21 protein-coding genes are annotated in these 25,385 nt (G+C 42.8%); 12 read left to right on the top strand and 9 right to left on the bottom strand.

Annotated features, from left to right (window positions below):
* The first annotated feature begins 153 nt into the window (after window positions 1–153).
* The 8 genes from VCA1004_RS09605 (at window position 154) to lpdA (ending at window position 12,202) form a co-directional block, all read left to right on the top strand.
* Entirely contained in the window at window positions 154–1,158 is a 1,005-nt protein-coding gene (locus VCA1004_RS09605) for a LacI family DNA-binding transcriptional regulator (protein WP_086981565.1), read from the top strand.
* A 118-nt stretch (window positions 1,159–1,276) separates the two neighbouring features.
* Entirely contained in the window at window positions 1,277–2,752 is a 1,476-nt protein-coding gene (nhaC, locus tag VCA1004_RS09600; RefSeq protein ID WP_086981564.1) for a Na+/H+ antiporter NhaC, read from the top strand.
* Between the two features lie 11 nt (window positions 2,753–2,763).
* Window positions 2,764–3,930 (top strand): MalY/PatB family protein, encoded by a 1,167-nt coding sequence (locus tag VCA1004_RS09595; RefSeq protein WP_086981563.1) that lies wholly within the window; start codon window positions 2,764–2,766, stop codon window positions 3,928–3,930.
* A 110-nt stretch (window positions 3,931–4,040) separates the two neighbouring features.
* Window positions 4,041–4,595, top strand: coding sequence for a 1,6-anhydro-N-acetylmuramyl-L-alanine amidase AmpD (ampD, locus tag VCA1004_RS09590; RefSeq protein WP_086981562.1), 555 nt, complete (start codon window positions 4,041–4,043; stop codon window positions 4,593–4,595).
* A 428-nt stretch (window positions 4,596–5,023) separates the two neighbouring features.
* On the top strand, window positions 5,024–5,791 hold the full coding sequence (gene pdhR / locus VCA1004_RS09585; RefSeq protein ID WP_086981561.1) for a pyruvate dehydrogenase complex transcriptional repressor PdhR: 768 nt from the start codon (window positions 5,024–5,026) through the stop codon (window positions 5,789–5,791).
* A 47-nt stretch (window positions 5,792–5,838) separates the two neighbouring features.
* Window positions 5,839–8,502, top strand: coding sequence for a pyruvate dehydrogenase (acetyl-transferring), homodimeric type (aceE, locus tag VCA1004_RS09580; RefSeq protein ID WP_086981560.1), 2,664 nt, complete (start codon window positions 5,839–5,841; stop codon window positions 8,500–8,502).
* Window positions 8,503–8,582: 80 nt separating this feature from the next.
* The gene (gene aceF / locus VCA1004_RS09575; protein ID WP_086981559.1) at window positions 8,583–10,478 is read left to right on the top strand and encodes a pyruvate dehydrogenase complex dihydrolipoyllysine-residue acetyltransferase; all 1,896 of its coding nucleotides are present in this window, start codon (window positions 8,583–8,585) and stop codon (window positions 10,476–10,478) included.
* Window positions 10,479–10,774: 296 nt separating this feature from the next.
* Window positions 10,775–12,202, top strand: coding sequence for a dihydrolipoyl dehydrogenase (gene lpdA, locus VCA1004_RS09570; protein ID WP_086981558.1), 1,428 nt, complete (start codon window positions 10,775–10,777; stop codon window positions 12,200–12,202).
* Between the two features lie 213 nt (window positions 12,203–12,415).
* Here the strand turns inward: lpdA and VCA1004_RS09565 are convergent, their stop codons facing one another.
* The gene (locus VCA1004_RS09565; RefSeq protein ID WP_086981557.1) at window positions 12,416–13,024 is read right to left on the bottom strand and encodes a TetR/AcrR family transcriptional regulator; all 609 of its coding nucleotides are present in this window, start codon (window positions 13,022–13,024) and stop codon (window positions 12,416–12,418) included.
* Between the two features lie 269 nt (window positions 13,025–13,293).
* Here VCA1004_RS09565 and hpt point away from each other — a divergent pair, with 269 nt between their 5' ends.
* Window positions 13,294–13,824 (top strand): hypoxanthine phosphoribosyltransferase, encoded by a 531-nt coding sequence (hpt, locus tag VCA1004_RS09560; protein ID WP_086981556.1) that lies wholly within the window; start codon window positions 13,294–13,296, stop codon window positions 13,822–13,824.
* A gap of 190 nt (window positions 13,825–14,014) precedes the next feature.
* On the opposite strand, the gene can is transcribed toward hpt, so the two are convergent.
* Entirely contained in the window at window positions 14,015–14,674 is a 660-nt protein-coding gene (gene can / locus VCA1004_RS09555) for a carbonate dehydratase (RefSeq protein ID WP_086981555.1), read from the bottom strand.
* Between the two features lie 94 nt (window positions 14,675–14,768).
* On the opposite strand from can, the gene VCA1004_RS09550 reads away from it, so the two are divergent.
* Both VCA1004_RS09550 and VCA1004_RS09545 read left to right on the top strand, forming a co-directional pair.
* The gene (locus tag VCA1004_RS09550; RefSeq protein ID WP_086981554.1) at window positions 14,769–15,710 is read left to right on the top strand and encodes an ABC transporter ATP-binding protein; all 942 of its coding nucleotides are present in this window, start codon (window positions 14,769–14,771) and stop codon (window positions 15,708–15,710) included.
* The gene (locus tag VCA1004_RS09545) at window positions 15,710–16,480 is read left to right on the top strand and encodes an ABC transporter permease (RefSeq protein ID WP_086981553.1); all 771 of its coding nucleotides are present in this window, start codon (window positions 15,710–15,712) and stop codon (window positions 16,478–16,480) included. The genes VCA1004_RS09550 and VCA1004_RS09545 overlap by 1 nt, the downstream gene beginning before the upstream one ends.
* A gap of 233 nt (window positions 16,481–16,713) precedes the next feature.
* Here VCA1004_RS09545 and panC read toward each other — a convergent pair whose 3' ends face one another.
* The 7 genes from panC to sfsA all read right to left on the bottom strand — a co-directional run bounded on the left by panC (window position 16,714) and on the right by sfsA (window position 22,812).
* Entirely contained in the window at window positions 16,714–17,586 is an 873-nt protein-coding gene (panC, locus tag VCA1004_RS09540) for a pantoate--beta-alanine ligase (protein ID WP_086981552.1), read from the bottom strand.
* A gap of 29 nt (window positions 17,587–17,615) precedes the next feature.
* On the bottom strand, window positions 17,616–18,410 hold the full coding sequence (gene panB / locus VCA1004_RS09535; RefSeq protein ID WP_086981551.1) for a 3-methyl-2-oxobutanoate hydroxymethyltransferase: 795 nt from the start codon (window positions 18,408–18,410) through the stop codon (window positions 17,616–17,618).
* Between the two features lie 52 nt (window positions 18,411–18,462).
* Window positions 18,463–18,948 (bottom strand): 2-amino-4-hydroxy-6-hydroxymethyldihydropteridine diphosphokinase, encoded by a 486-nt coding sequence (folK, locus tag VCA1004_RS09530; protein WP_086981550.1) that lies wholly within the window; start codon window positions 18,946–18,948, stop codon window positions 18,463–18,465.
* The gene (pcnB, locus tag VCA1004_RS09525) at window positions 18,945–20,432 is read right to left on the bottom strand and encodes a polynucleotide adenylyltransferase PcnB (protein WP_086981549.1); all 1,488 of its coding nucleotides are present in this window, start codon (window positions 20,430–20,432) and stop codon (window positions 18,945–18,947) included. Before pcnB ends, folK begins: the two co-directional genes overlap by 4 nt.
* A gap of 112 nt (window positions 20,433–20,544) precedes the next feature.
* Complete coding sequence (gene gluQRS / locus VCA1004_RS09520) at window positions 20,545–21,429, bottom strand: tRNA glutamyl-Q(34) synthetase GluQRS (RefSeq protein WP_086981548.1); 885 nt, start codon at window positions 21,427–21,429, stop codon at window positions 20,545–20,547.
* A 68-nt stretch (window positions 21,430–21,497) separates the two neighbouring features.
* Window positions 21,498–21,947 carry an RNA polymerase-binding protein DksA gene (gene dksA / locus VCA1004_RS09515; protein ID WP_086981547.1) on the bottom strand — a complete coding sequence of 150 codons (450 nt, stop codon included), beginning with the start codon at window positions 21,945–21,947 and terminating at the stop codon, window positions 21,498–21,500.
* Window positions 21,948–22,083: 136 nt separating this feature from the next.
* Window positions 22,084–22,812 (bottom strand): DNA/RNA nuclease SfsA, encoded by a 729-nt coding sequence (gene sfsA, locus VCA1004_RS09510; RefSeq protein WP_086981546.1) that lies wholly within the window; start codon window positions 22,810–22,812, stop codon window positions 22,084–22,086.
* Window positions 22,813–22,883: 71 nt separating this feature from the next.
* Here sfsA and hrpB point away from each other — a divergent pair, with 71 nt between their 5' ends.
* The gene (hrpB, locus tag VCA1004_RS09505) at window positions 22,884–25,376 is read left to right on the top strand and encodes an ATP-dependent helicase HrpB (RefSeq protein ID WP_086981545.1); all 2,493 of its coding nucleotides are present in this window, start codon (window positions 22,884–22,886) and stop codon (window positions 25,374–25,376) included.
* Window positions 25,377–25,385: the final 9 nt, after the last annotated feature.

The raw sequence follows: 25,385 nt of genomic DNA, 5'->3' as shown, positions 1-25,385 counted from the left end.
AGTAAAAGTAAGCTTTGTATTCATGCTTGTTTTTGTTCGATGAGATGTCAATTTAGATCTCAATAACTGTATATTCTATAAGTATTAACTTTATCTATTTCACAGAGTTTTATATGTTCCTATTCAGACCTAACAGCTAATAGGAGCCAATGAATGTCTACCATGAAAGATGTTGCAGATTTAGCGGGAGTTTCAACGGCGACAGTCTCTCGGGTCATCAATCGTACTAGTTATGTGGAGCCTGTGACTCAAGAGCGCGTTGAGCGGGCAATTAAGACTTTAAATTATCGACGAGATGCACGTGCAACCGCTTTAGCTAACCGGAGTAATAATACATTAGGTTTATTAACCGGAAATTTAGCGGATCCGTTTTTTTCTTTAGTTTCACAAAGTGTGGAAGAGGTTGCTCGTGCGAATGGTTGTCAGTTAGTGGTGGTCAGTGGTGGGCATAATGCGCAGAGGGAAAAGGAAGGCCTAGATTTTTTATTGAGTCAAGGTTGTGAGGCCATGGTTGTATATTCAAAAATGCTGGATGATATAACTTTAATGCAATATGCGATGCAGCTGCCAGCCATGGTATTACTTAATAGAAACATTGCACAGATTTCATATCGTGCCTTGTGGGTTGATAATCGTGGAGGGGCTCGTCAATCGGTCGAATATCTCATTCAGAAAGGGCATAAAAAAATAGCTTGTGTGACAAGTAGCTTATCAATTGATGATCGAACAGAACGGTTGGAAGGGTATAGGGAAGCGATGGCTGCAGCTAACTTAGATATCCCAACTGGGTGGATTATTAATCAAAAATTTAGTGAATCAGGAGGAGAAGAGGCTGGATATCAGCTTTTGAAGTCTTGTCCGGGAGTCACCGCTGTTGTGACTTTTAATGATGTTATGGCGGCTGGATTGATGGCAAGTTTACATGAGCAGGGAGTATCCGTTCCTGATGATATATCAGTCATTGGTTTTGATGATGTCTTATTGGCTCGTTACCTACACCCAAGACTGACGACCATGCATAACCCAATTGATGAAATGTCGGCTTATGCGGCGCAATTAGCACTAAATTTAAAAAAAGAAGGCTATTCCCCACCGAAACAACACCAATTTCAGGCAACTTTAATCCATAGACAAACGGTTAAATCTATAAAACCGTGATGAAGGTTGCATTCATTCATCACATGTAAGCGCTTACATTGAAACGGTATAGGGGTCTCATTTTGTGAGTTATTAGCTGGTTACTATTTGCTCAGGATAAATTCTGAGGATAAATACTATGATTAATTCTAAGCCTCTTCCATCATTTGGCTTGGCGCTCACACCGATAGTCGTGATGTTTGCGCTGTTAGCGGTCGGATATGGAATATTAGGTCTTCGTATTGAAGTCTTGCTATTAATTTCGGCAGCGATAACAGGTTGTATTGCATGGAAGATAGGGTATAGCTGGGAGGAAATCATTAATGCTATCGTAGAGAAATTAGCGAAAGCAATGCCTGTTATTTTAATTTTAATATCGGTAGGGGGATTGATTGCTAGCTGGATGGTTTCTGGCACGATTCCTTATATGGTGTATTGGGGATTAAAAGTCATTACCCCAGAATACATATTGATTGCTGCTTTTTTTGTTACCAGTGTCGTGTCTCTTTGTACTGGTACTTCTTGGGGATCAGCAGGTACGGTTGGTGTTGCCTTAATGGGGGTTGCTGCTGGATTAAATGTTTCTTTAGCTGCAGCTGCCGGAGCGGTTGTTTCTGGTGCTTATTTTGGCGATAAAATATCACCATTGTCTGATTCGACGAACTTTGCTCCTGTCGTATCAGGGACGACATTGTATGTTCATATTCAACATATGTTATATACAACGATACCGGGCTTTGTTATCGCATCGGTTGTGTTCTTTTTTGCAGGACAGAATGCTGACATATCTTCTGTTAGTGAGCCAGAAAAAGTGATGCAAATTAGTTTAGGCTTGGAGTCATTATATCACTTTAATATTTTGCTGATTATCCCTCCGGTGATGATTTTATGGGGAGCATTAACGAAGAAGCCTGTCTTACCTCTCATGCTTAGTGCCTCTGTCATTGCCATTGTTCTCGGAATCATTCTTCAAGACTTCACCTTGAAACAAGGTTTTCAAGCCTACGTAGAAGGGTTTAATGTCTCTATGTTTTCTGAAAATGGTCACAATATCCATGGCTTGGTTCCTGATGTCGCCAACTTACTGAATCGTGGTGGGTTATTTTCAATGATGGGAACTATACTTTTGGTTTTTTGTGCATTTTCATTTGCGGGGATCTTAAGCTTAATTGGTGCTCTGAATGTGGTTTTAAGTAAGTTCTTACATGCTATCCGCACGACAGGGCAACTCATTAGTTCCACTATAGTCGCAACCATTATTGTCGTTAGTACGACTTCAGATGGTAAGTTAGCATTATTGATACCGGGAGAACTATTCCAAGATGCCTATCGGAAAATGGGATTGGATACCAAAAACCTATCCCGTACGATTGAAGATGCCGGAACGATTATTGAGCCGTTAGTACCTTGGACCTCTGCTGGTATTTATATGGCAAGTACATTAGGGGTACCCACGTTGGACTATCTTCCTTGGGCTATTCAATGTTACACCGGAATAATTTTCGCTTTAATTTATGGTTTTACCGGTTTTTGTATTGCAAAAGTCGAGCCTGAAAAAAGTGAAGATAAAGCCACTGATAAATGTTCAGAAATGCCAATAGTGGAATCCAAATAAGGGAATAGTATATGAATTCATTCGATCAACTTATAAATCGTAAAGATACGGGGTCCTTAAAATGGGACAATATGCCACAAAAGTTAGGGTTAACTGGTAATGATTTATTGCCTATGTGGGTATCGGATTATGATTTTAAAGCTCCTACCTTGGTATTAGATGCCTTACAGCAACGTATTGATCATGGTGTATTTGGTTACTCGGAAAGAGATGATACTTACTATCAAGCGATCATTGATTGGTATCAAAACCACCACAATACAGTTGTAAAAAAAGAATGGATAACAACGGTGCATGGGGTTTTACCTGGATTATCATTAGCAATACAAATGCTCACAAAAAGTGGTGATTCAATCGTTTTGCAGAGCCCAGGTTATGGTTCATTTAGAAAGATCATTAATTTGAATGATCGTGTCGTTGTAGAAAACCCATTATTGGAAAATGATGGTGAATATCAACTGGACTTTGAGCATTTAGAGGCGTGTTTTGCTCAAGGTACTAAGGTGCTTATTTTTTGTAATCCTCATAATCCAACTGGGAGAGTATGGTCTGAAGCTGAAGTTCTAAAAATTGCTGAGTTGTGCCGTAAATATCATGTGTGGTTATTAAGTGATGAAATCTGGGGAGACTTAGCTATTTCTGATAAGCAATATTATTCAGCATTACGTTTACCTGATTTATTACGCGAGCGTTTAATTGTGGCAACCGCAGCGAGTAAAACCTTTGGCTTATCATCATTACGTATTTCCAATTTTATGATCCCTGATGAGTCAGTCAGATCTGAGTATCTTCGTAACTTGGATGCTCATGGCATGGATGTTTTTAACTGTCTATCTATTGTTGCCGCGACAACAGCTTACCAAACCTGTTCAGATTGGCTGGAAGAATTAAGATCGTATTTAAGAGAAAATATTACTCAGCTTGAGCAGTTTATATCCAAGGAGCTTTCCGGGGTGAGATTCATCCCGCCTCAAGCAGGATACTTAGCTTGGTTAGATTGTCGATTGCTCAATTTAACCGACACAGAATTGGAGGAGCGATTTATTAGAGCTGGGATTGTTCCTAGTATGGGAATCAGTTTTGGCAAAGAGGGAACAGGTTTTGTCCGGTTAAATTTAGGATGCCCAAAAGCAACATTGAATGAAGCATTTATTAGAATCAAAGAGGCATTAACATAATCGTTATTTTTAATTTTAATATAGCAAGAGTAGCGCCTTATTGGTTGGTTACTTGAATTTGATTTATGGGTACGACAGAATAACTTTACATCATCAATAAGGCGCTCGCTATGCACATCACACCCGACTCATGGCTTTCTGACGTTAAACACGTGCCCTCACCATTTTTTGATCAAAGGCCTGAGCAAACCCCAGTTTCCTTGCTGGTGGTGCATAATATTAGTTTGCCACCAGGGCAGTATGGTGGGCCTTATGTTGAACAATTTTTTACCGGTAAGTTGGACGCCAATGAGCATCCTTTCTTTAAGGTGATCCATAAGATGGGGGTTTCGGCGCATTGCTTTATTCGTCGTGATGGCGAGATCATCCAATTTGTCCCTTTTAATGCTCGTGCTTGGCATGCGGGAAAATCAAGCTTTGCAGGAGTGGAGCGTTGCAACGACTATTCTATCGGAATTGAACTTGAAGGCAGCGACTTTGATGTGTATACCCAAGAGCAGTATCACTCATTGGCTACGGTGACTCATTTATTGATGGTGCGCTATCCGCAAATTACCCTTCCACGTATTACTGGTCATCAATATATTGCCCCGCTGAGAAAAACGGACCCTGGCTTGGGATTCGATTGGCGTTATTTTAGAAGTTTATTAACCGTCCCTAAGTAACTGATTTTCTATGAACTAATCATTTATAACCTACTGTTTCTATTCTGAAAATATCATATTTTTCTGCTTTTTTTCTCAAGCTTGTTGTTTGTCTTATCGCTAATAATCTTTTTGTAAAAAACCAAGGTAATAATCCCCTAAACCAAAATGAAGTAAGAGTCAATTTGATCGAGATCAAAGTCACGTTTTTAACAAATTTTCGTTATTCTTTGTCATCAAATAATAGTCTAATTGTCCAATAATTAATTGGTCTTACCAATATTATTGTTGTTTTAGAATGATTTTGTTACTAACTGGTTAAGGTCTTACCATTCTTTGATTTGGGTCAATTTTGACTAGACACGTATGTTTAGTTTATGTAAACTTTTTGGTGAGTCTGGTAATTGGTATTACCAATTTACAACCGCAAATAAGAAGACAAATTAATCATGGCTTATCAAAGGATTCGTCAGCCGAAGCTTTCTGATGTGATTGAACAGGAAATTGAACGGTTGATTTTAGAAGGCACACTTTCTCCAGGTCAGCAATTATTGCCTGAACGAGAATTAGCAAAACAGTTTGATGTGTCTCGTCCTTCTATCCGTGAAGCTATTCAACGTCTTGAAGCTAAGCGCCTATTAACGCGCAAACAAGGTGGCGGTACATTTGTTAGTGACAGTTTGTGGACGTCTTTTTCAGACCCTTTGCTAGAGTTATTGTCGACGCATTCAGAAACACAACTCGACTTACTCGAATCTCGTCATGCAATGGAAGGGATCTCAGCGTATTTTGCCGCATTACGTGGTACTGAAGAAGACTTTAAACGCATTTCTCAATGTCAAAAAGAAGTTGAGAAAGCCATAGAGAATAAAGATGTTGTCGCCGAATCTAAGGCGGTGATGGCGGTATTGATTGCCATCTCTGAAGCGGCTCACAATGTGGTGTTATTACACATTGTTCGAAGCTTAGCACCTTTGCTACAACAGAATGTATTACAGAATTTAGAATTACTTCATCGTCGTGATGAAGTGGTGGAAAAGGTGAGTCATCACCGTGCCAGTATTGTGCAAGCGATCCTAGAGCGTGAACCAGAAAAGGCCCGTAAAGCATCGCATGCCCACTTGGCTTATATCGAAGAAACCTTGTTGGATTTGACTCGAGAAGAGAGTCGTCGCGAGCGCTCATTGCGCCGTATTCAACAAGCTAACGAATCATAAGATTGGCTACTCGCTGGTCAGTCAAACCAACAAAAGGATAGATCGCCATGTCTGAAGTCATGAATAATGACGTTGATGCACTGGAAACTCAAGAATGGTTAGCTGCTCTTGAATCAGTGGTACGTGAAGAAGGTGTCGAGCGCGCTCAATATTTGCTAGAGCAAGTTCTAGATAAAGCTCGTTTAGACGGTGTTGATATGCCAACTGGCATTAACACAAACTACATAAACACTATTCCGGCAGCACAAGAGCCGGCATATCCTGGTGATACTACGTTAGAGCGCCGTATTCGTGCGATCATTCGTTGGAACGCCGTTATGATTGTACTTCGTGCATCTAAAAAAGATTTAGAGCTAGGCGGCCACATGGCGTCTTACCAATCTTCAGCTGCGTTTTATGAAGTTTGTTTTAACCACTTCTTCCGTGCTCCAAACGAAAAAGACGGTGGCGATTTAGTTTATTATCAAGGTCATATCTCTCCAGGGATCTACGCTCGTGCTTTCCTTGAAGGTCGTTTGACTGAAGAGCAACTTGATAACTTCCGTCAAGAAGTTGATGGTAAAGGTATCCCTTCATATCCACACCCTAAATTAATGCCTGAATTCTGGCAGTTCCCAACGGTATCTATGGGTCTTGGCCCAATTGCTTCTATTTATCAAGCTCGCTTCTTGAAGTACCTTGAAGGCCGTGGTTTGAAAGATACTTCTGAGCAACGTGTTTACGCGTTCTTAGGTGATGGTGAGATGGATGAGCCAGAATCACGTGGTGCAATCTCTTTCGCTGCTCGTGAAAAACTCGACAACCTATGCTTCCTAATCAACTGTAACCTACAGCGTCTAGATGGCCCGGTAATGGGTAACGGTAAGATCATTCAAGAACTTGAAGGTCTATTTAAAGGTGCTGGTTGGAACGTCGTGAAAGTGATCTGGGGTAATAACTGGGATTCACTACTTGCTAAAGATACAACAGGTAAGCTTCTACAGCTTATGAATGAAACTATCGATGGCGATTACCAAACCTTTAAATCGAAAGATGGTGCTTACGTACGTGAACACTTCTTCGGTAAATATCCTGAAACAGCAGCACTTGTTGCTGACATGACTGATGATCAAATCTTCGAATTGAAGCGTGGTGGTCACGAGTCTTCTAAACTGTATGCTGCTTACAAAAATGCACAAGAAACCAAAGGTCGTCCAACGGTTATTCTAGCGAAAACTGTTAAAGGTTACGGTATGGGTGATGCGGCAGAAGGTAAAAACATTGCACACCAAGTGAAGAAAATGGACATGACGCATGTTCTTCACTTACGCGATCGTTTAGGTCTACAAGATCTTCTAACGGATGAGAAAGTGAAAGATCTTCCTTATCTAACACTAGAAGAAGGTTCGAAAGAATACGAATACCTACACGCTCGTCGTAAAGCTCTACATGGTTACACGCCTCAGCGTTTACCTAAATTTACTCAAGAGCTAACCATTCCTGAACTCGGTGAGTTTGATGCGCTATTAACTGAACAAAAGCGTGATATCTCAACCACAATGGCATTTGTTCGTACGCTAAATATCTTGCTAAAAGATAAAGGTATCGGTGAAAACATCGTACCAATCATTGCTGACGAAGCGCGTACTTTCGGTATGGAAGGCCTATTCCGTCAAATCGGTATCTACAACCCGAATGGCCAGACTTACACACCTGAAGACCGTGGTGTGGTTTCTTACTACAAAGAAGCAACTTCAGGTCAAGTTTTACAAGAAGGTATTAATGAGTTAGGTGCAATGTCTTCATGGGTTGCTGCGGCAACGTCATACAGCACTAACAACTTGCCAATGATTCCGTTCTACATCTACTACTCAATGTTCGGCTTCCAACGTGTGGGCGACATGGCGTGGATGGCAGGTGACCAACAAGCTCGCGGTTTCCTACTTGGTGCTACAGCAGGCCGTACAACGTTAAACGGTGAAGGTCTACAGCACGAAGATGGCCACTCACACATCATGGCGAATACGGTTCCTAACTGTATTTCTTACGACCCAACATTCGCTTATGAAGTGGCTGTTATCATGCAAGACGGTATCCGTCGCATGTACGGTGAGCAAGAGAACGTTTACTACTACCTAACGGTAATGAATGAAAACTACCACATGCCAGCAATGCCAGAAGGCGCTGAAGAGGGTATCCGTCGTGGTATCTACAAGCTAGAAACTTACGCAGGTAGCAAGTCGAAAGTTCAGTTGATGAGCTCGGGTACAATCATGAATGAAGTGCGTAAAGCCGCACAAATTCTAAGTGAAGAGTACGGCATTGCCTCTGACGTGTTCTCTGTAACGTCTTTCAACGAATTGACTCGTGATGGTCAAGATGCTGAGCGTTACAACATGCTTCACCCAGAAGCTGAGCAAAAAGTGCCTTACATTACAACAGTACTAGGCTCTGAGCCTGCTATTGCTGCGACAGATTACATGAAGAACTATGCCGACCAAGTTCGTGCATTCGTTCCTGCTGAATCTTACAAAGTGTTGGGTACAGATGGCTTTGGTCGTTCAGACAGCCGTGACAACCTACGTCGTCACTTCGAAGTGAATGCAGGCTATGTCGTGGTTGCAGCGCTAACAGAACTTGTGAAACGTGGTGATGTTGAGAAATCAGTCGTTACTGAAGCGATTGCGAAATTCAACATTGATGCAGATAAAGTTAACCCACTGCACGCTTAATTCACTAAACGCATAAGAATGAAGGTGTGCAGCATGACTAAAGGCAGGTTGCACACTTCAATCAAATAAAGGAAAGACGAATGACAATCGAAATTAATGTACCTGACATTGGTGCCGATGAGGTTGAAGTTACTGAGATTCTAGTAAACGTTGGTGACAAGGTTGAAGAAGAGCAGTCTCTGATTACGGTTGAAGGCGATAAAGCTTCCATGGAAGTTCCTGCGCCACAAGCGGGTATTGTAAAAGAAATTAAAGTCAATGTAGGTGATTCAGTTTCAACTGGTTCATTTATCATGGTCTTTGAAGCGGAGGGCGCAGCAGCGGCTCCAGCTCCAGAAGCTCCAAAAACAGAAGCGGCTCCTGCAGCAGCTCCAGCCGCCGCTGAACTAAAAGAAGTTCATGTTCCTGATATCGGCGGTGATGAAGTTGAAGTGACTGAAATCATGGTAGCTATCGGTGACAGTATTGAAGAAGAGCAATCACTTCTAACTGTTGAAGGCGACAAAGCATCAATGGAAGTACCGGCTCCTTTTGCGGGTGTTCTTAAAGAACTTAAAGTAAATACTGGTGATAAAGTGACGACTGGCTCACTTATCATGGTATTTGAAGTGGCAGGCTCAGGCGCTCCATCGGCTCCGGTAGCAGAAGCCGCTCCACAAGAAACAGCAGCACCTGCGGCATCAGCTGCGAAAGAAGTGAACGTTCCTGATATCGGTGGCGATGAAGTTGAAGTGACTGAAGTGATGGTTGCCGTTGGCGATACTGTTGAAGAAGAGCAATCTTTGATCACGGTTGAAGGCGACAAAGCATCAATGGAAGTTCCAGCGCCATTTGCTGGCGTAGTAAAAGAAATCAAAATCAATGCCGGTGATAAAGTATCAACGGGTTCATTGATCATGGTATTTGAAGTCGCTGGCGCAGCATCTGCACCACAAGCAGCTGCTCCAGCCCCAGCTGCGGCACCTGCATCGGCTTCAACTCCAGCAGCGCCTCAAGCGCCTGCATCAACCGGTGATTTCCAAGGCCCTGGTTTCCAAGAGAATAATGAGTACGCTCATGCTTCTCCAGTGGTTCGTCGTTTAGCACGTGAGTTCGGTGTAAACCTAGCGAAAGTGAAAGGTACTGGTCGTAAGAGCCGTATCTTGAAAGAAGACGTACAAAACTTCGTTAAAGAAGCACTAAAACGTCTAGAGTCTGGTGCAGCAGCATCTGGCAATGGCGACGGCAGTGCACTAGGTCTTCTTCCTTGGCCAAAAGTGGACTTCAGCAAGTTTGGTGAAACCGAAGTTCAAAAACTGTCTAAGATTAAGAAAATCTCTGGCGCTAACCTGCACCGTAACTGGGTAATGATCCCGCACGTTACACAGTGGGACAATGCTGATATCACAGCTCTAGAAGCGTTCCGTAAAGAACAAAATGCTATTGAAGCGAAGAAAGACACTGGCATGAAGATCACACCACTTGTGTTCATCATGAAAGCTGTCGCGAAAGCGCTAGAAGCCTTCCCTGCATTTAACTCTTCTCTTTCTGAAGATGGCGAAAGCATCATTCTTAAGAAATACGTGAACGTAGGTATTGCGGTTGATACGCCAAACGGTCTAGTGGTTCCTGTATTTAAAGATGTCAACAAAAAAGGCATTTACGAATTATCTGAAGAACTGGCTGTGATTTCTAAGAAAGCACGTGCAGGTAAACTGACTGCTTCTGATATGCAAGGCGGTTGTTTCACTATCTCAAGCCTTGGCGGTATCGGTGGTACAGCGTTTACTCCAATCGTTAACGCTCCAGAAGTGGGTATCCTAGGGGTATCTAAATCTGAAATGAAGCCAGTATGGAATGGTAAAGAATTTGAACCACGCCTACAGCTTCCACTTTCACTGTCTTACGATCACCGTGTGATTGATGGCGCAGAAGGTGCTCGCTTCATTACATACCTCAACGGCTGTCTATCCGACATCCGCCGCTTGGTACTGTAATTGAGTTGAAATAGGGTGGCACAACGCCACCTTATTTTTTCAATCGAATTTGGATATTACGTGCTGTAAGCAAATGGCGATGACACGTAATATGACACAAGTAAAAAAGAATGTTGTCTAGCTCACAGGCTAAGGTGAATCGCTTTTCAGTTTGTTAACAAGCCGATAAACTGGCGTTACTTCTGAATTAGGTTCCACTCCCAACTTTTGGTTATTCATTGCAAGGTATTGTTCACTGGATAGCATCATGGGAACCGTCAGCTTGTCAGGGATAAAATGACTATAACGAGGTCAAAATGAGCAAAGAAATTAAAGCACAAGTCGTGGTACTCGGTGCCGGTCCTGCTGGGTATTCAGCCGCTTTCCGTTGTGCCGATTTAGGTTTGGAAACGGTTCTAGTTGAGCGTTACAGCACCCTAGGTGGCGTTTGTTTAAACGTAGGTTGTATCCCATCAAAAGCACTCCTTCATGTCTCCAAAGTGATTGAAGAAGCCAAAGCAATGGCTGAACACGGTGTGGTATTTGGTGAACCTCAAACTGACATCGATAAAATCCGTTTGTGGAAAGATAAAGTGATCACTCAGCTTACTGGTGGCCTTGCTGGTATGGCTAAGCAACGCAAAGTGACCGTGGTTAATGGTTTCGGTAAGTTTACCGATCCGAAAACTTTAGTGGTAGAAGGTGAAGAAACTACGACTATTTCATTTGATAATGCGATCATTGCAGCGGGCTCTCGTCCAATTAAACTGCCATTTATTCCACATGATGACCCACGTATTTGGGATTCAACGGACGCGCTTGAGCTAAAAGAAGTACCGAAGAAATTGCTTGTTATGGGCGGTGGTATCATTGGTCTAGAAATGGGTACGGTTTACCACTCATTAGGTTCACAGATTGATGTGGTGGAAATGTTTGACCAAGTGATCCCAGCGGCTGATAAAGACGTTGTGAAAGTGTTCACTAAACGCATTAAAGATAAATTCAACCTAATGCTTGAAACGAAAGTGACGGCGGTTGAAGCGAAAGAAGATGGTATCTACGTTTCAATGGAAGGCAAAAAAGCGCCAACAGAAGCTGAGCGTTATGATGCAGTCCTAGTAGCGATTGGTCGTGTGCCAAACGGTAAGCTAATGGATGCAGAAAAAGCCGGTATTGAAGTCGATGAGCGTGGCTTTATCAATGTTGATAAGCAAATGCGCACCAACGTACCTCATATCCATGCTATCGGTGATATCGTAGGTCAACCAATGCTAGCTCACAAAGGTGTGCATGAAGGCCACGTTGCCGCAGAAGTCATTGCTGGTAAGAAACACTACTTCGATCCGAAAGTCATTCCATCGATTGCTTATACTGAGCCAGAAGTGGCGTGGGTTGGTAAGACTGAAAAAGAAGCAAAAGCAGAAGGTATTCAATACGAAACTGCAACCTTCCCTTGGGCTGCATCGGGCCGTGCGATTGCCTCTGATTGCGCTGATGGTATGACGAAGCTTATCTTTGATAAAGAAACTCATCGTGTTATCGGTGGTGCGATTGTCGGTACTAACGGTGGTGAACTACTAGGTGAAATCGGTCTTGCGATTGAAATGGGTTGTGATGCTGAAGATATCGCATTAACTATCCACGCTCACCCAACATTGCATGAATCTGTTGGCTTAGCGGCCGAAGTATTTGAAGGTACGATTACTGACCTTCCAAACGCCAAAGCAGTTAAACGTAAGAAGTAAGTTTTCAAGGGGTTGTGGCGAGAAAGCCTGAACCTTGAAAATCGCTTTGATGCAAAATAATAAAGAGCCGTACAGTTTGCGCTGTACGGCTCTTTTCGTCATTATCTGCAGCTGAGGTTACTTATATTAATTGTAGTTATTAGTCGTTGATTATTGCTTCTGCTATGCCATTTCTGAGCGTGTATCAATGAGAGGGTTATTGCAAAAGAACCATTAGTCTTTATAAATACATAACATCTCGATGAAGCTGCTGGCTAAGTGGTTTAAGTAATCTCTATCTGGGCGACGGTTGGCCTGAACAAAAATAGAATAACAAATGCCATGAAATAACTTGGCAATGTTACTCGGATGGTGGCGATCATTTAATTCACCTTGAACAATTGCATTGGCAAACAGCGTTCGGAAGTTGTGCTGATGCTTAGTGTGAGTGGCAACAAATAATGGCCATACGTCCTCTCGAGTAGAAGTACTCCATTCAAACCAAATTTTTATCCATTGTGTTTCATTTAATACCGTCTCGATCAATTGTTGAGAGAGGGTTTGTAAGTTGTGCTTGACGGGAAGAGTAAGGTCAATATTCCTCTCTAAGAAGGTGGTAAAGTGTTGCTCGACTTCATTGAGAATGGCTTCTACTAAGCCTTCACGAGTGGGAAAATAATTAAAAACAGTGGCGACAGAAACATGAGCGATTTCTGCTATATCCGCATGCCCTCCACGGCCGATACCACGTCGTGCGAAGACATCAATGCCTATCTCGAGTAATTGTTGCTTTCTTTTTTCCGGGCTTAATCGAGTCCTTGGGCGGTGTATTATCATATCCATGATCAGATCCTAAAATAATCCCAACTGCAATAGAGAGTAATACTGGGGGGGTAAAGATAAGGGTTAAATTTAGAGTAATTATTTTAGGAATCAGTCTACCGCTGTTGAATCTTGTGTCAATCTGAACAAAAAGCCATCAAACGTGAGATTGTGTCGGGTAAAAGTTAACGTCAGAGGTTTGCAGTGCTAGAATAGATAACTTGACGTTAAAATTTTACCTTTACTAGGTATAATTTATTTTGCAGTAAAATCTAAAAATTGAGAAAAGTATGAAACACACCGTAGAAGTAATGATCTCTGAACAGGATGTGCAAGATCGAGTAAAAGTTCTAGGTAAAGCGATTGCCGATTATTACCAAGGTTCAGAAAATTTAGTGATTGTTGGCTTATTACGCGGTTCGTATGTCTTTATGGCAGATTTATCTCGTGCTATCGATTTAAATCATCAAATTGATTTTATGACAGCTTCAAGCTATGGCAACGGCATGACTAGTTCTCGTGACGTGCGTATCTTAAAAGACCTTGATGATGATATTAAAGGTAAAGATGTTTTACTGGTTGAAGATATCATTGATACAGGCAACACCTTAAGTAAAGTTCGTGAAATTCTTGAGATCCGTGAACCGAACTCAATTGAAATTTGTACTTTGTTGGATAAGCCTTCACGCCGTGAAGTCGAAGTTGATGCCAAATGGATCGGCTTTGAAATTCCTGATGAGTTTGTGGTTGGCGTCGGTATCGATTATGCGCAAAACTATCGCCATTTGCCTTATATTGGTAAGGTGATCCCACAAGAATAAGCTTTAAAGATAAATGACATAATCGGCAAATACAGTTTAGATTATCAACTTTATCCATATTGAATATGAGTGGAGATCATTCGATTTACCCTTTCTAAAACGATAGAATGATTTTCAGATTCAGACTAAAAGAGCGACGGATTGGTCGCTCTTTTAGTTTATAGATTTCTGTTATAGAAGACTCAGTGGGCTATTTATTGGGTTTTGAGCTCAGGATCTTCTCTAAAGAGGCTTTATGAGAGGCTTCGAGTGTTTCTGGACTATGACAGCGAACACCTAAGTCATTTAGAACGCCATCGCCGATACCGTATACCCAACCGTGGATTTGCACCTTTTGGCCACGTTCCCAAGCTTGTTGCAGAATGGTTGAGTTACCTAAGTTATAAACTTGCTCGGCAACATTGAGTTCACAAAGCTTATCAGCCCATTGCTCTTCTGGAAATTGTGCCAACCATTCACGATAAATTAAGAAGAGATCGCGAATGTGTAATAACCAGTTGTTGATGAGGCCTAATTGTGGATTATCAATCGAAGCTTGAACACCACCACAGCCATAGTGACCGCATACAATGATGTGTTTTACTTTAAGTACATCCACGGCGTATTGAACGACTGATAGGCAATTGAGGTCAGTGTGGACGACTTGGTTGGCGACATTACGGTGCACAAATAATTCACCAGAATAAAGCCCGGTTAGGCGTTCTGCTGGTACTCGGCTATCTGAGCAACCGATCCATAAATATTCAGGGTGTTGAGATTCCTTAAGTTTAGTAAAAAACTCAGGGCGCTCTGATTTAATCGACTCGGCCCAAGTCGAGTTATTTTTAAATAACTGTTTAATATCTGGCATGTTACCTTCCTTATTAACTTGCCTTACTATACACAAGACAGATAAAAAGCAAATCCGATTTGTGATCTATTTATCATTCGAAGGTGATTATTAAATGACATATGCACTTGAAATTCAAGATTTGAGGAAGACTTATGGCGGCGGCTTTGAAGCGTTGAAAGGCGTGTCATTGAACGTTGAACAAGGGGATTTCTATGCCTTACTTGGGCCGAATGGCGCGGGTAAATCGACGACCATTGGGGTGATAAGCTCTTTAGTGAATAAGACCTCAGGCAAAGTTAAAGTCTTTGATTTTGATATAGATTCTGATTTAGTGAAAGCGAAGCAACAATTAGGTTTAGTCCCTCAAGAGTTTAACTTCAACCCTTTTGAAACCGTCTTACAAATTGTTATGCAGCAGGCCGGTTACTACGGGGTATCGGTGCCACTGGCACGAGAAAGAGCGGAAAAATATTTATCTCAATTAGATTTGTGGAGCAAGCGAAATGAGCGTGCTCGTAATTTATCGGGTGGTATGAAAAGACGACTCATGATTGCTCGTGCATTAATGCATGAACCCAAATTATTGATTTTAGATGAGCCAACTGCAGGTGTAGACATTGAGTTACGCCGTTCTATGTGGACTTTTTTGAAAAAGATTAATCAGGAAGGGGTCACGATTATTCTGACGACTCATTACCTTGAAGAAGCGGAAATGCTGTGTCGCAATATTGGGATTATTCATCGCGGTGAAGTGATTGAAAATACCTCAATGAAAGCGCTCCTCAATAAACTGCGTGTTGAAACTTTTATTTTTGATCTGAAAGATTGTCCGCAACAGCCGGTATTAGTCGGCGCGAAGATCACTCAGTTTGCAAATAACAGCTTGGAAGTTGAAATCGATAAGGAGCAAGGTTTGAACCGAGTATTTGAGCAATTAAGCGAACAAGGTATTGAAGTCTTATCGATGCGCAATAAAGCCAACCGTTTAGAAGAGTTATTTGTCACTATTGTTCAAAATGGTGAGAAGAATCGATTACAAGGAGAGAATGAGTAATGGCTGAATTATATTGGACCGCTTTTAAAAGTTTAGTCACGAAAGAAATTCGCCGCTTCATGCGTATTTGGGTGCAAACTATTGTGCCACCTGCGATCACTATGACGTTGTATTTTATTATTTTCGGTAACTTAATTGGCTCTCGAATTGGAGAGATGAACGGTTTTAGTTACATGGAGTACATTGTTCCTGGTCTGATCATGATGTCAGTGATCACGAACTCGTATTCGAATGTCGCCTCTTCTTTCTTTAGTGCGAAATTCCAAAAAAACATCGAGGAATTATTAGTTGCTCCAGTACCACACCATATCATTATTTGTGGTTATGTGATGGGAGGGGTGACTCGTGGTTTGATGGTTGGGGCGATGGTCACTCTCGTTTCCATGTTTTTTGTGGATTTACAGATCCATCATTGGTTCATTATTATCTCAACCGTGTTCTTTACCTCAGTGGTTTTTTCATTAGGTGGACTGATTAACGCTGTATTTGCGGATACCTTTGATGATATCTCGATTATTCCGACGTTTGTTTTAACCCCATTAACCTATTTAGGCGGTGTGTTTTACTCCATCAGTATGTTGCCAGAGTTTTGGCAAGGAGTATCAAAAATCAACCCAATTGTGTATATGGTTAACGCTTTCCGTTATGGATTTTTAGGGGTCTCTGATGTGGGGATTTACACTTCATTTGGGGTGTTAAGTGTCTTTATTGTTGTCTTGTATTCTGTTGCTTATTACTTGATCTCGCGCGGGATCGGTTTACGCAGTTAAATTGATCGCCATTGTTACTCACATAAATTGTTACTCACATAAATTGTGTGATGGCGTAAAGACCAAGCAAGATGACAAAGCCGGAACATAATGAAATGTTCCGGCTTTTTTAATGGATACTGAAGAGTTGCAATCAGAGCCGCTCTCAAGTTTGGCTAGATGCGGATAACGAGAAGTTACTCAATCTTAGGCACCTAATAGATTTTTTATTACCTATATATCAGAAGGTTAGATTATTCTTCTTCGTCTTTGCTCTGTCCGAGTTCGACAATTAAGTTATCAATCAATCGTACTTTACCTAGGAAGGCCGACATTAAGATCACTAATTGAGTGGTACTTTCACCCGGCAGTTGCAGTGTCATTGCGTCACGAATAAAAATTTCATCCGGTTCTAAATCAGCCGCACGCAATTGATCGGTGGCATCTTCCAGTAATGAAGCGAAGTCTTCACGACCGCCACGAATTTGGCTGCCAATCCAGCGCATCGTGCGCGCTAAGACAGGAGCTCGTTGACGTTCACTTAGACTCAGCAAACCGTTACGTGAGCTCATCGCTAAACCATCTAACTCACGTACCGTTGGTACTCCAATGATTTCAATATCTAAGACTAAATCGGCTACCATCTTTCGAATGACAGCTAATTGTTGGAAGTCTTTCTCCCCAAAACAAGCGACATCAGGTTGTACTATGTTAAATAGCTTAGTCACAATCGTGCTAACACCGCGGAAGTGCCCCGGGCGAGATGCACCTTCTAACATGTGCGATAGGCCAGGAACTTCAACGAAAGTTTGTTTATCTAAACCTTCTGGATACATCAACTCTGGGGTTGGAGTAAAGACAAAATCAACGCCTTCACTGTTCAGTTTACTTAGGTCTTCATCCAAGGTTCTAGGGTAGTTATTTAAATCATCCGCACGTTCAAATTGCATGGGATTAACAAAAATACTGACGACAACCAGATCGGCATGTTCACGTGCTTTACGGACTAAAGTGAGGTGACCTTCGTGTAAATTGCCCATCGTTGGGACAAAAGCGATACGACGACCATCACGACGAGCGCTTTTTAGCTGATCTCTTAATGAGACAATATCAGCAAAAGTTTGCATACTTGTTCCTTACGTTTATCAGCAGAATATTATTCAAAGCTATGTTCTGGGCCAGGGAAGGCACCAGTTTGAACATCGTGAATATATTGCTGTACTGCGGCTTGCATGCTGCCGGTTTCAGTTAAAAAGTTTTTCGAAAATTTTGGCATATAATTGGCGGAAATCCCGAACATATCGTGCATAACGAGGATTTGCCCATCGGTATCTTTACCTGCACCGATCCCAATGACTGGGATGGTAAGCTCTTCGGTAATACGTTTTGCCAATTGGCTTGGGACGCATTCTAACACTAATAATTGCGCACCGGCATTTTGTAGCGCGATAGCGTCTTCTAAGATTTGTTGGGCTTTTTCTTGTTCACGCCCTTGAATACGGAAACCACCAAAAATATTCACAGATTGAGGTGTCAAACCTAAATGGGCACAAACAGGCACCGAGCGTTCAGTTAATTGTTTTACGGTTTCAATTAACCAACTGCCACCTTCAAGTTTGACCATGTTTGCACCTGCACGCATTAACGTTGCGGCATTTTGGCAAGCCTGTTCGGGAGTGGCATAACTCATAAATGGCATATCGGCAAGCAATAGGCAGTTAGGGCTACCAGCACGGACACTGCGAGTATGGTAGGCAATATCTTCAACGGTAACTGGTAGTGTGCTTTCTTCGCCTTGCAACACCATGCCGAGTGAGTCACCGACTAATAATAGTGGTATTTCTTGTTGCTCAAATAGCTGAGCAAAGCTGGCATCATAAGCAGTGGAAGTGGCAAATTTGAGCCCTTCTTGTTTCCACTTGATTAAGGTGTTGATTGATACTTTTTTCATGATTATTCCTTATTAAAGCAAGCGTACGCAACGTCGTGGTCGACGAGCCAGATTAGGCTTGCCAAATAGAGAGCCCATTACGATCAATGGTTTTGATCAGATATTGAAGCTCTGTCCCATCAGGTAGGGATAAATGTGGGGCGATTTCATACAAAGGGTAAATGACAAATTCACGAACCTTCATGCCGTAATGTGGCACCGTCAAACGTTCGTGGTTGATCACCTGATCGCCATAAAGAAGAATATCGAGATCCAAACTTCTTGGCCCCCAACGTTCCGCTTTACGTACACGCCCTTGCTCGAGTTCAATAGCTTGAGTGCTATCGAGCAATTCTAAAGGCGTTAAGTGAGTCTGTATTTCCGCCACCGCATTAATGTAGTCTGGCTGATCTTGTGGGCCCATCGGTGTACTGGAGTACAGTGATGAGCAGTTCACCAGCTTTATATGGGGGTGTTGGCGCAAAGCTTCAATAGCTTTTTGTGCTTGTGCCACAGGATCGGATAAATTACTGCCGATAGCGATGTATGCCGTGATCATTCTTTAGCCTTTGCTTTTTTCGGTTTACGCTTAGCATGCGGACGGCGGCGGCGACGTCCTGCCGGCTTTTCATTACCCAAAGCGTGCACCATATTTTGACGATGCACCAATGGCGCATCTTGGAACTCTTGCCACCAATGGGCTAACTCTTGGCTTTGTCCGCCTTCTGCTTTACCACGCATTTCCAGCATATCGAAGCCGGCACGGAATTTATTCAGTTCCAACATATGAAAAGCGCGCTTTCCAGTACGACGAGTTAAGCGTAATTGCAATTGCCAGATATCTCGAATCGTAGCGCTGTGGCGTCGGGGAATAGCGAGGTGACGAACTTGTTCATCTAAAATGTCATTGCTGGCCATCATGATGGCATCGTATTGATTGAGCTTACGCGTGTCGGCCAATTCATTGGCACGATATTGTAATGGATACCACAAGAACGCTGCGAACATAAAGGCTGGGTTAATTCGTTTACCTTCATTAATCCGTTTGTCGGTAGATTTCAGGACGATCTCAACCATTTTCTCAGTATGTGAGTTTTGCTCTGGGGTGAAATGCTGGGCGACCGCCGGAAAAAGGGTTGAGAATAAATTATATTCTCGCAGCAATTGATAAGTTGCCCATCCTTGTCCTGATTGCAGAAGTTTTAATGACTCTTCAAATAAACGTGCGGCAGGAACCCCGGACATTAAATGGACGAGTTGTTTAATCGGAGCCGCGGTCTGTGGCTCAATGGTCATATTTAATTTAGCCGCAAAACGGATGGCACGGATCATGCGCACCGGATCTTCTCGATAACGGGTTTCAGGATCGCCTATCATGCGTACTACGCCCGCTTTTAGATCTCGTACTCCATTGGCGTAATCGTGAATGCTAAAATCAGCAATGTTGTAATACATCGCATTGATCGTGAAATCTCGACGTTCCGCATCTTCTTGAATGGTTCCGTAGACATTGTCGCGTAATAACATGCCTTCTTTCGACTGTGCCGATTGATTTTTTTCCGGTTCTTGATGATGGCCGCGGAAGGTGGCGACTTCAATAATTTCACGCCCAAACATAATATGAGCGAGACGGAAGCGACGGCCAATTAAGCGACAGTTACGAAATAACAGCTTAATTTGTTCTGGAGTAGCATTGGTCGCTATATCAAAATCTTTCGGTTGTTTATCAAGCAATAGATCGCGGACACCACCACCGACTAAAAAGGCATCATAGCCATGTTTATTAAGTCGATAGAGAACTTTCAGCGCATTGTCGCTGATGTGTGCACGAGAGATACTATGCTCTTGGCGAGTGATAATGTTCAGATTAACGTCTCCATTTGAGCTTTCCTGCGCTGGGTTCGGTTGGTCTGATTTTGTGTTGCTAAATAGTTTACGACACAAATTGGCAGCTTGAGTGAAAATAACACACCTCAATAATGTTGATAATGCTGCAATGGGGATCAGCCGACAGCGGAAATGCAATACCAATACTTCAGTCATCTCAAGATGTAGCTCGAGAGTACTTGGGTATTAAGCGAAGCTGTAAAGTCAAAGCACAGCTAAAAATTGCGCCAATAATAGCTCAGTATGCAACATTTTAGAATGATGAATATCAGTTGAATGAGGTTAGCGGTTGGTTTAATGCCTCTGGCAACTGTGTCAATGACCAGTTTTGAGCGCCCCAATTGAGCATTTGTTCTATGCTAGCTGATTGAAAATCGACTGGTAAATCAAAGCCTAAAAATTGCATTACTTGCATGATCGTCGGTTTTGGATTGTGGTTGTTTACGGCGGGAGCATGGTTTTGCTTTGAGAGCTTATTGCCGTGCTCATCAACAGCTAAAGGAAGATGAATGTAGCTGACTTCTGGGTGTTGTAAATAACGATACAAATTGATTTGTCGTCCGGTTGGTTCGATTAAATCTGCGCCACGCACGACTTCGGTAATACCTTGATCAATATCATCCAGCACCACGGCTAAATTATATGCAAATAAGCCATCACGACGTTTGATAATAAAGTCTTCCGCCGCTAATTGGGTTGGGATCGCGATTTTCCCATGTTTTTGATCATAGAACGCATGAATAGGATCATCGACTTTAAGCCGAATTGCGCAATCGTGCGGAGTGGTTAAATGACGGTGACGGCAAGTTCCGAGATAAAATCCACCGCTTTGTTTAATTTGCTTACGAGTACATTGGCAATAATAGGCACGTTGTGATTGTAACCAAGCTTCAATTTGCTGTTGATACAAATCATGACGCTGGCTTTGATAAACCACACTTTGATCCCAATGTAGGCCATAACTTTCTAAGGTCGAGAGAATGAGTGAGGCCGCACCGGGCATTTCTCGTGGGGGATCGATATCTTCAATTCTTACCAACCATTGACCATGCTGAGATTTGGCTTGAAAGTAACTACCAAGAGCGGCGACTAAAGAGCCAAAATGCAAAGGACCTGAAGGTGAGGGGGCAAAACGCCCAACGTAATGAGACATAGCGAGGGTTCAGTTCGAAGAGACAAACATAAAAAGCAACATCGCCCCTAAAGTTAGGGGCGATAGAATTAACCTTGCATTTGCTTTTCTTTAAGCTCGGCAAGTGTTTTACAGTCGATACAAAGATCTGCAGTTGGTCTTGCTTCTAGACGGCGAATACCGATTTCAATGCCACAAGATTCGCAGAAGCCAAAATCGTCATCTTCAATTTTCATTAAAGTTTTTTCGATCTTTTTGATCAGACGACGCTCACGGTCACGGTTACGTAACTCTAAGCTAAACTCTTCTTCCTGAGAGGCGCGGTCAACCGGATCAGGGAAGTTAGCGGCTTCGTCTTTCATGTGGCTCATGGTACGGTTCACTTCTTCACGAAGCTGGTCACGCCATGCTTTTAAAATTTTAGTAAAGTGAGCCATTTGCTCAGGTGACATATACTCTTCACCGGCTTTTTCCTGGTATGGCTCAACCCTCGCAATGGCTAGAATGCCTAGCGTTTTTTTCTTGTTTAGTTCTGGCATACAGCGCTCCTAATTGCTCTTTATAAACCTAGGGTGGTAAATAAGGGCGGTACATATAGCAGAAAGATTTAGGCTTGGCAAACAAATAAATTATTGAATGTGAACCCAAGTAAGAAGTTCATATTTTCCATTCAGTTTAGTGAATAAATTCAATGGATGTTTTTAATTCTATTTGTTTGGCTGATATGTCTGCTTTATAACAGAGCACTTCAACGCCTGCCTTTTGGGCCTGCTTTAAAAGTTGTGAATAATCTGCATCTATATGGTGAGCGGTCGCGACATTTTCAATCCCTGTATGTAAAATAGCGAAAAAAAGTACTGCTCTGTGACCTAGCTCAACCATTTCGATCAGTTCTCGTAAATGTTTTTGTCCTCGAGTGGTCACGGAATCTGGGAAGAAGCCGCAACCTGCGCCATATTCCTCTTGCAGTAAGGTCACGCTTTTGACTTCGATATAACAAGCTGGGCGAGACGGTTCACTGGCCGTTTGTTCTAACAAAATATCAATTCGACTATTTTCTTTACCGTATTTCACTTCGGTGCGCAGCGTATCGTAGCCTGCAAGTTGTGGAATGCGGTGTTGTTCAATCGCTTCCACCACTAAGGCGTTGGCTTTGGCTGTATTGATACAAATCCAATCATTTTGTGCAGTTACTGAAAGCTCCCAACTATTGGGGTATTTGCGTTTAGGGTTATTTGATGTGGAATACCACACTTGATTTCCGGCACTTGCACAGCCTGTCATTGCTCCTGTATTCGCGCAATGCATGGTCTTGGTTTCACCATTAGGTAAGGTGACATCCGCAAGAAAGCGTTTATAGCGTTTAATTAAAGTCGCAGGTTGCAACGGCGGTGAAAAAATCATGATGAGTTTTGATGGTCCTATATTATTTCGGTAACATGAGCGGCCGCCCATCATGACATAAGGAATTTCGCTTGTCACAACTTCCCATTGAATCGGTTTTACCTGAGCTTTTTGGTGCTTTAGACACGCATTCTCAAATGATCTTAAAAGCGGCTCCGGGGGCCGGGAAGTCAACCTATTTGCCTTTGCAATTACTGCGCAAGGCTAAGGTGAACGGCAAGATCATTATGATGGAACCTCGTCGCTTAGCCGCTCGTAATATTGCGCATTATTTAGCACGCCAATTGGGTGAAAGCGTAGGGCAAACGGTCGGATTTCGAGTACGTGGCGAATCTCAAGTTAGCAACCACACTCGTTTGGAGATTGTGACCGAAGGGGTCATGACTCGCATGATCCAATCTGATCCTGAGCTCAATGGGGTGGGGTTAGTGATTTTCGATGAATTTCATGAACGCAGCCTGCATGCTGATACGGCGTTGGCGTTTTGTTTGGAAGTGCAACAAGCCTTGCGCGACGATCTGAAAATTTTAGTCATGTCGGCCACCTTAGATCAGGCGGCGCTGCAAACCTTGTTACCGGATGCTGCTTATGTGCAATCACAAGGTCGAGGCTTTCCCATTGATTATCACTATGCGCCTTTATTGGCGAATCAAAATGTCATTGCTCGTTTGGGGCAATTGATCCCTAGCTGGCTTGCCAAAGAGTCAGGATCGATGTTGGTATTTTTGCCTGGAGTTAGGGAGATCCAACAGCTTGCCAATCAATTATCTGAATTGGATTTATCGGCGCAAGGCATTGATATTTGCCCTTTGTATGGACAATTAGATTATGGGACACAACAAAAAGCGATAGCGCCGGCCACCGCAGGGCGTCGTAAGGTTGTCTTGGCCACCAATATTGCTGAAACGAGCTTAACCATTGAAGGGATCCGTCTGGTGATGGATTCAGGTTTAGAGCGGGTGGCGAAATTTGATCCTAAAACTGGGATCACCCGCCTAGAGAAAACCATGATTGCGCAATCTTCAGCAGAGCAGCGTGCTGGCCGAGCTGGGCGTGTACAAGCTGGTGTGTGCGTGCGTTTATACAGTGAAGAGAGCTTAAAACGTCAACCTCAGCAAGCGATACCTGAAATTCTGCGTAGTGATTTAAGCCACTTACAGATGGAATTGTTGCAATGGGGGGCGAATGAAGTGAGTGAGCTTGCGTGGTTAGATACGCCGCCTAAACCTCATTTGCAACAAGCTCAAGACTTATTAATTCAATTAGGGTTAGTGAATTTTCAGGGGCAACTTACACCAGCCTGTCAGCCTCTACTGCGACTGGGTGGTGAACCTCGTTATATGGCGATGCTGATGCGTGCACAAGCCTTGGGGAACGGTTACTTTCAAACGGCGTGCGCGGTTTTAGCTTTATTGGAAGAGCCAGAAAAAAACAGCGCTGACTTAGCCTATGACTGGCATCGTTGGCAACAAGGTTTGCATAGCAAGAGCAAGCGACTCAATCGTCGTAGTCAGCAAGTGGCGGCATTATGTCAGGAGCGATTTGAACCCTCACAAGTGCGAGCTGAATTATTAGGAAGTTGCGCTGCTTTGGCTTTTCCTGATCGGATCGCGATGGCAAGGTCGAATCACCACGGGCAATTCTTGTTGGCGAATGGCCATGGCGCAGAAATTCATGAACATCATTCATTGGCCAGTTTAGCGCTCACTTCAGAGTGTTTGCTGGTGGCGATAGATCTTATGCGGCCTACTCATTCAATGACCAGTCAAATCTTTCGAGCAGTAACTCTGAATCGTCAGGAATTTCAACGTATTTTTGCTCAGCAATTAGAAGAGCGAGATAAGATTGAGTGGCATCAGCAAAAAGGGCAAGTGGTAGCAGAACGTCAGCAAAGGTTTGGGGCTTTAATTTTATCTCGCCAACCCATCGATAAACTGGATAAGGGGATGAAGCAAAAAGCGCTGTTAAACTATATTCAGCGTCAAGGCCTTGAGGTGTTACCTTGGAATGAATCTAGCCGTAATTTATTGATTCGTATTCGAAATGCGATTGAATGGTTACCCGAGTACGATTGGCCTCAATGTAATGATGACATTCTTTTAGCAAATCTCGAACAATGGCTTGAACCCTACATGGTAGATATAGAGAGTGTTGCCAGACTAAAAACTCTAAATATGCATCAAATTCTTTCATCCTATTTAGGTTGGCCTCTTAATCAGTCGATTGATGAATGGTTACCCACGCATTATGAGTTGCCAACGGGATCTAAAAAAGCCATACGTTATCAACAAGGCGGAGACCCGATTTTGTCGGTGCGAATGCAAGAGGTTTTTGGTGAATCAGACTCGCCCTCTATTGCTCAAGGAAGAAAAAAACTGGTGCTTGAATTGCTGTCACCTGCGCAACGGCCATTGCAAGTGACGCAAGATTTAGCCGGATTCTGGCAAGGCTCTTATAAACAAGTACAGAAAGAAATGAAAGGACGCTACCCTAAGCATATTTGGCCCGATGATCCGGCTAATCATGTTGCGACAGCAAAAACAAAACGACATTTTTCTAAGTAACTCATTATG

Origin of the sequence: Vibrio aphrogenes (assembly GCF_002157735.2) — a bacterium.
GTDB classification, from domain to species: domain Bacteria; phylum Pseudomonadota; class Gammaproteobacteria; order Enterobacterales; family Vibrionaceae; genus Vibrio; species Vibrio aphrogenes.
Note: the sequence above shows the minus strand (reverse complement) of the source record. Positions and strands in the feature narration are given on the sequence as shown.

Bases quoted from the DNA above. Each gene is read 5' to 3' on its own strand.
- VCA1004_RS09605 (WP_086981565.1), top strand. From the start codon at position 154: ATGTCTACCATGAAAGATGTTGCAGATTTAGCGGGAGTTTCAACGGCG.
- nhaC (WP_086981564.1), top strand. From the start codon at position 1,277: ATGATTAATTCTAAGCCTCTTCCATCATTTGGCTTGGCGCTCACACCG.
- VCA1004_RS09595 (WP_086981563.1), top strand. From the start codon at position 2,764: ATGAATTCATTCGATCAACTTATAAATCGTAAAGATACGGGGTCCTTA.
- ampD (WP_086981562.1), top strand. From the start codon at position 4,041: ATGCACATCACACCCGACTCATGGCTTTCTGACGTTAAACACGTGCCC.
- pdhR (WP_086981561.1), top strand. From the start codon at position 5,024: ATGGCTTATCAAAGGATTCGTCAGCCGAAGCTTTCTGATGTGATTGAA.
- aceE (WP_086981560.1), top strand. From the start codon at position 5,839: ATGTCTGAAGTCATGAATAATGACGTTGATGCACTGGAAACTCAAGAA.
- aceF (WP_086981559.1), top strand. From the start codon at position 8,583: ATGACAATCGAAATTAATGTACCTGACATTGGTGCCGATGAGGTTGAA.
- lpdA (WP_086981558.1), top strand. From the start codon at position 10,775: ATGAGCAAAGAAATTAAAGCACAAGTCGTGGTACTCGGTGCCGGTCCT.
- VCA1004_RS09565 (WP_086981557.1), bottom strand. From the start codon at position 13,024: ATGGATATGATAATACACCGCCCAAGGACTCGATTAAGCCCGGAAAAA.
- hpt (WP_086981556.1), top strand. From the start codon at position 13,294: ATGAAACACACCGTAGAAGTAATGATCTCTGAACAGGATGTGCAAGAT.
- can (WP_086981555.1), bottom strand. From the start codon at position 14,674: ATGCCAGATATTAAACAGTTATTTAAAAATAACTCGACTTGGGCCGAG.
- VCA1004_RS09550 (WP_086981554.1), top strand. From the start codon at position 14,769: ATGACATATGCACTTGAAATTCAAGATTTGAGGAAGACTTATGGCGGC.
- VCA1004_RS09545 (WP_086981553.1), top strand. From the start codon at position 15,710: ATGGCTGAATTATATTGGACCGCTTTTAAAAGTTTAGTCACGAAAGAA.
- panC (WP_086981552.1), bottom strand. From the start codon at position 17,586: ATGCAAACTTTTGCTGATATTGTCTCATTAAGAGATCAGCTAAAAAGC.
- panB (WP_086981551.1), bottom strand. From the start codon at position 18,410: ATGAAAAAAGTATCAATCAACACCTTAATCAAGTGGAAACAAGAAGGG.
- folK (WP_086981550.1), bottom strand. From the start codon at position 18,948: ATGATCACGGCATACATCGCTATCGGCAGTAATTTATCCGATCCTGTG.
- pcnB (WP_086981549.1), bottom strand. From the start codon at position 20,432: ATGACTGAAGTATTGGTATTGCATTTCCGCTGTCGGCTGATCCCCATT.
- gluQRS (WP_086981548.1), bottom strand. From the start codon at position 21,429: ATGTCTCATTACGTTGGGCGTTTTGCCCCCTCACCTTCAGGTCCTTTG.
- dksA (WP_086981547.1), bottom strand. From the start codon at position 21,947: ATGCCAGAACTAAACAAGAAAAAAACGCTAGGCATTCTAGCCATTGCG.
- sfsA (WP_086981546.1), bottom strand. From the start codon at position 22,812: ATGATTTTTTCACCGCCGTTGCAACCTGCGACTTTAATTAAACGCTAT.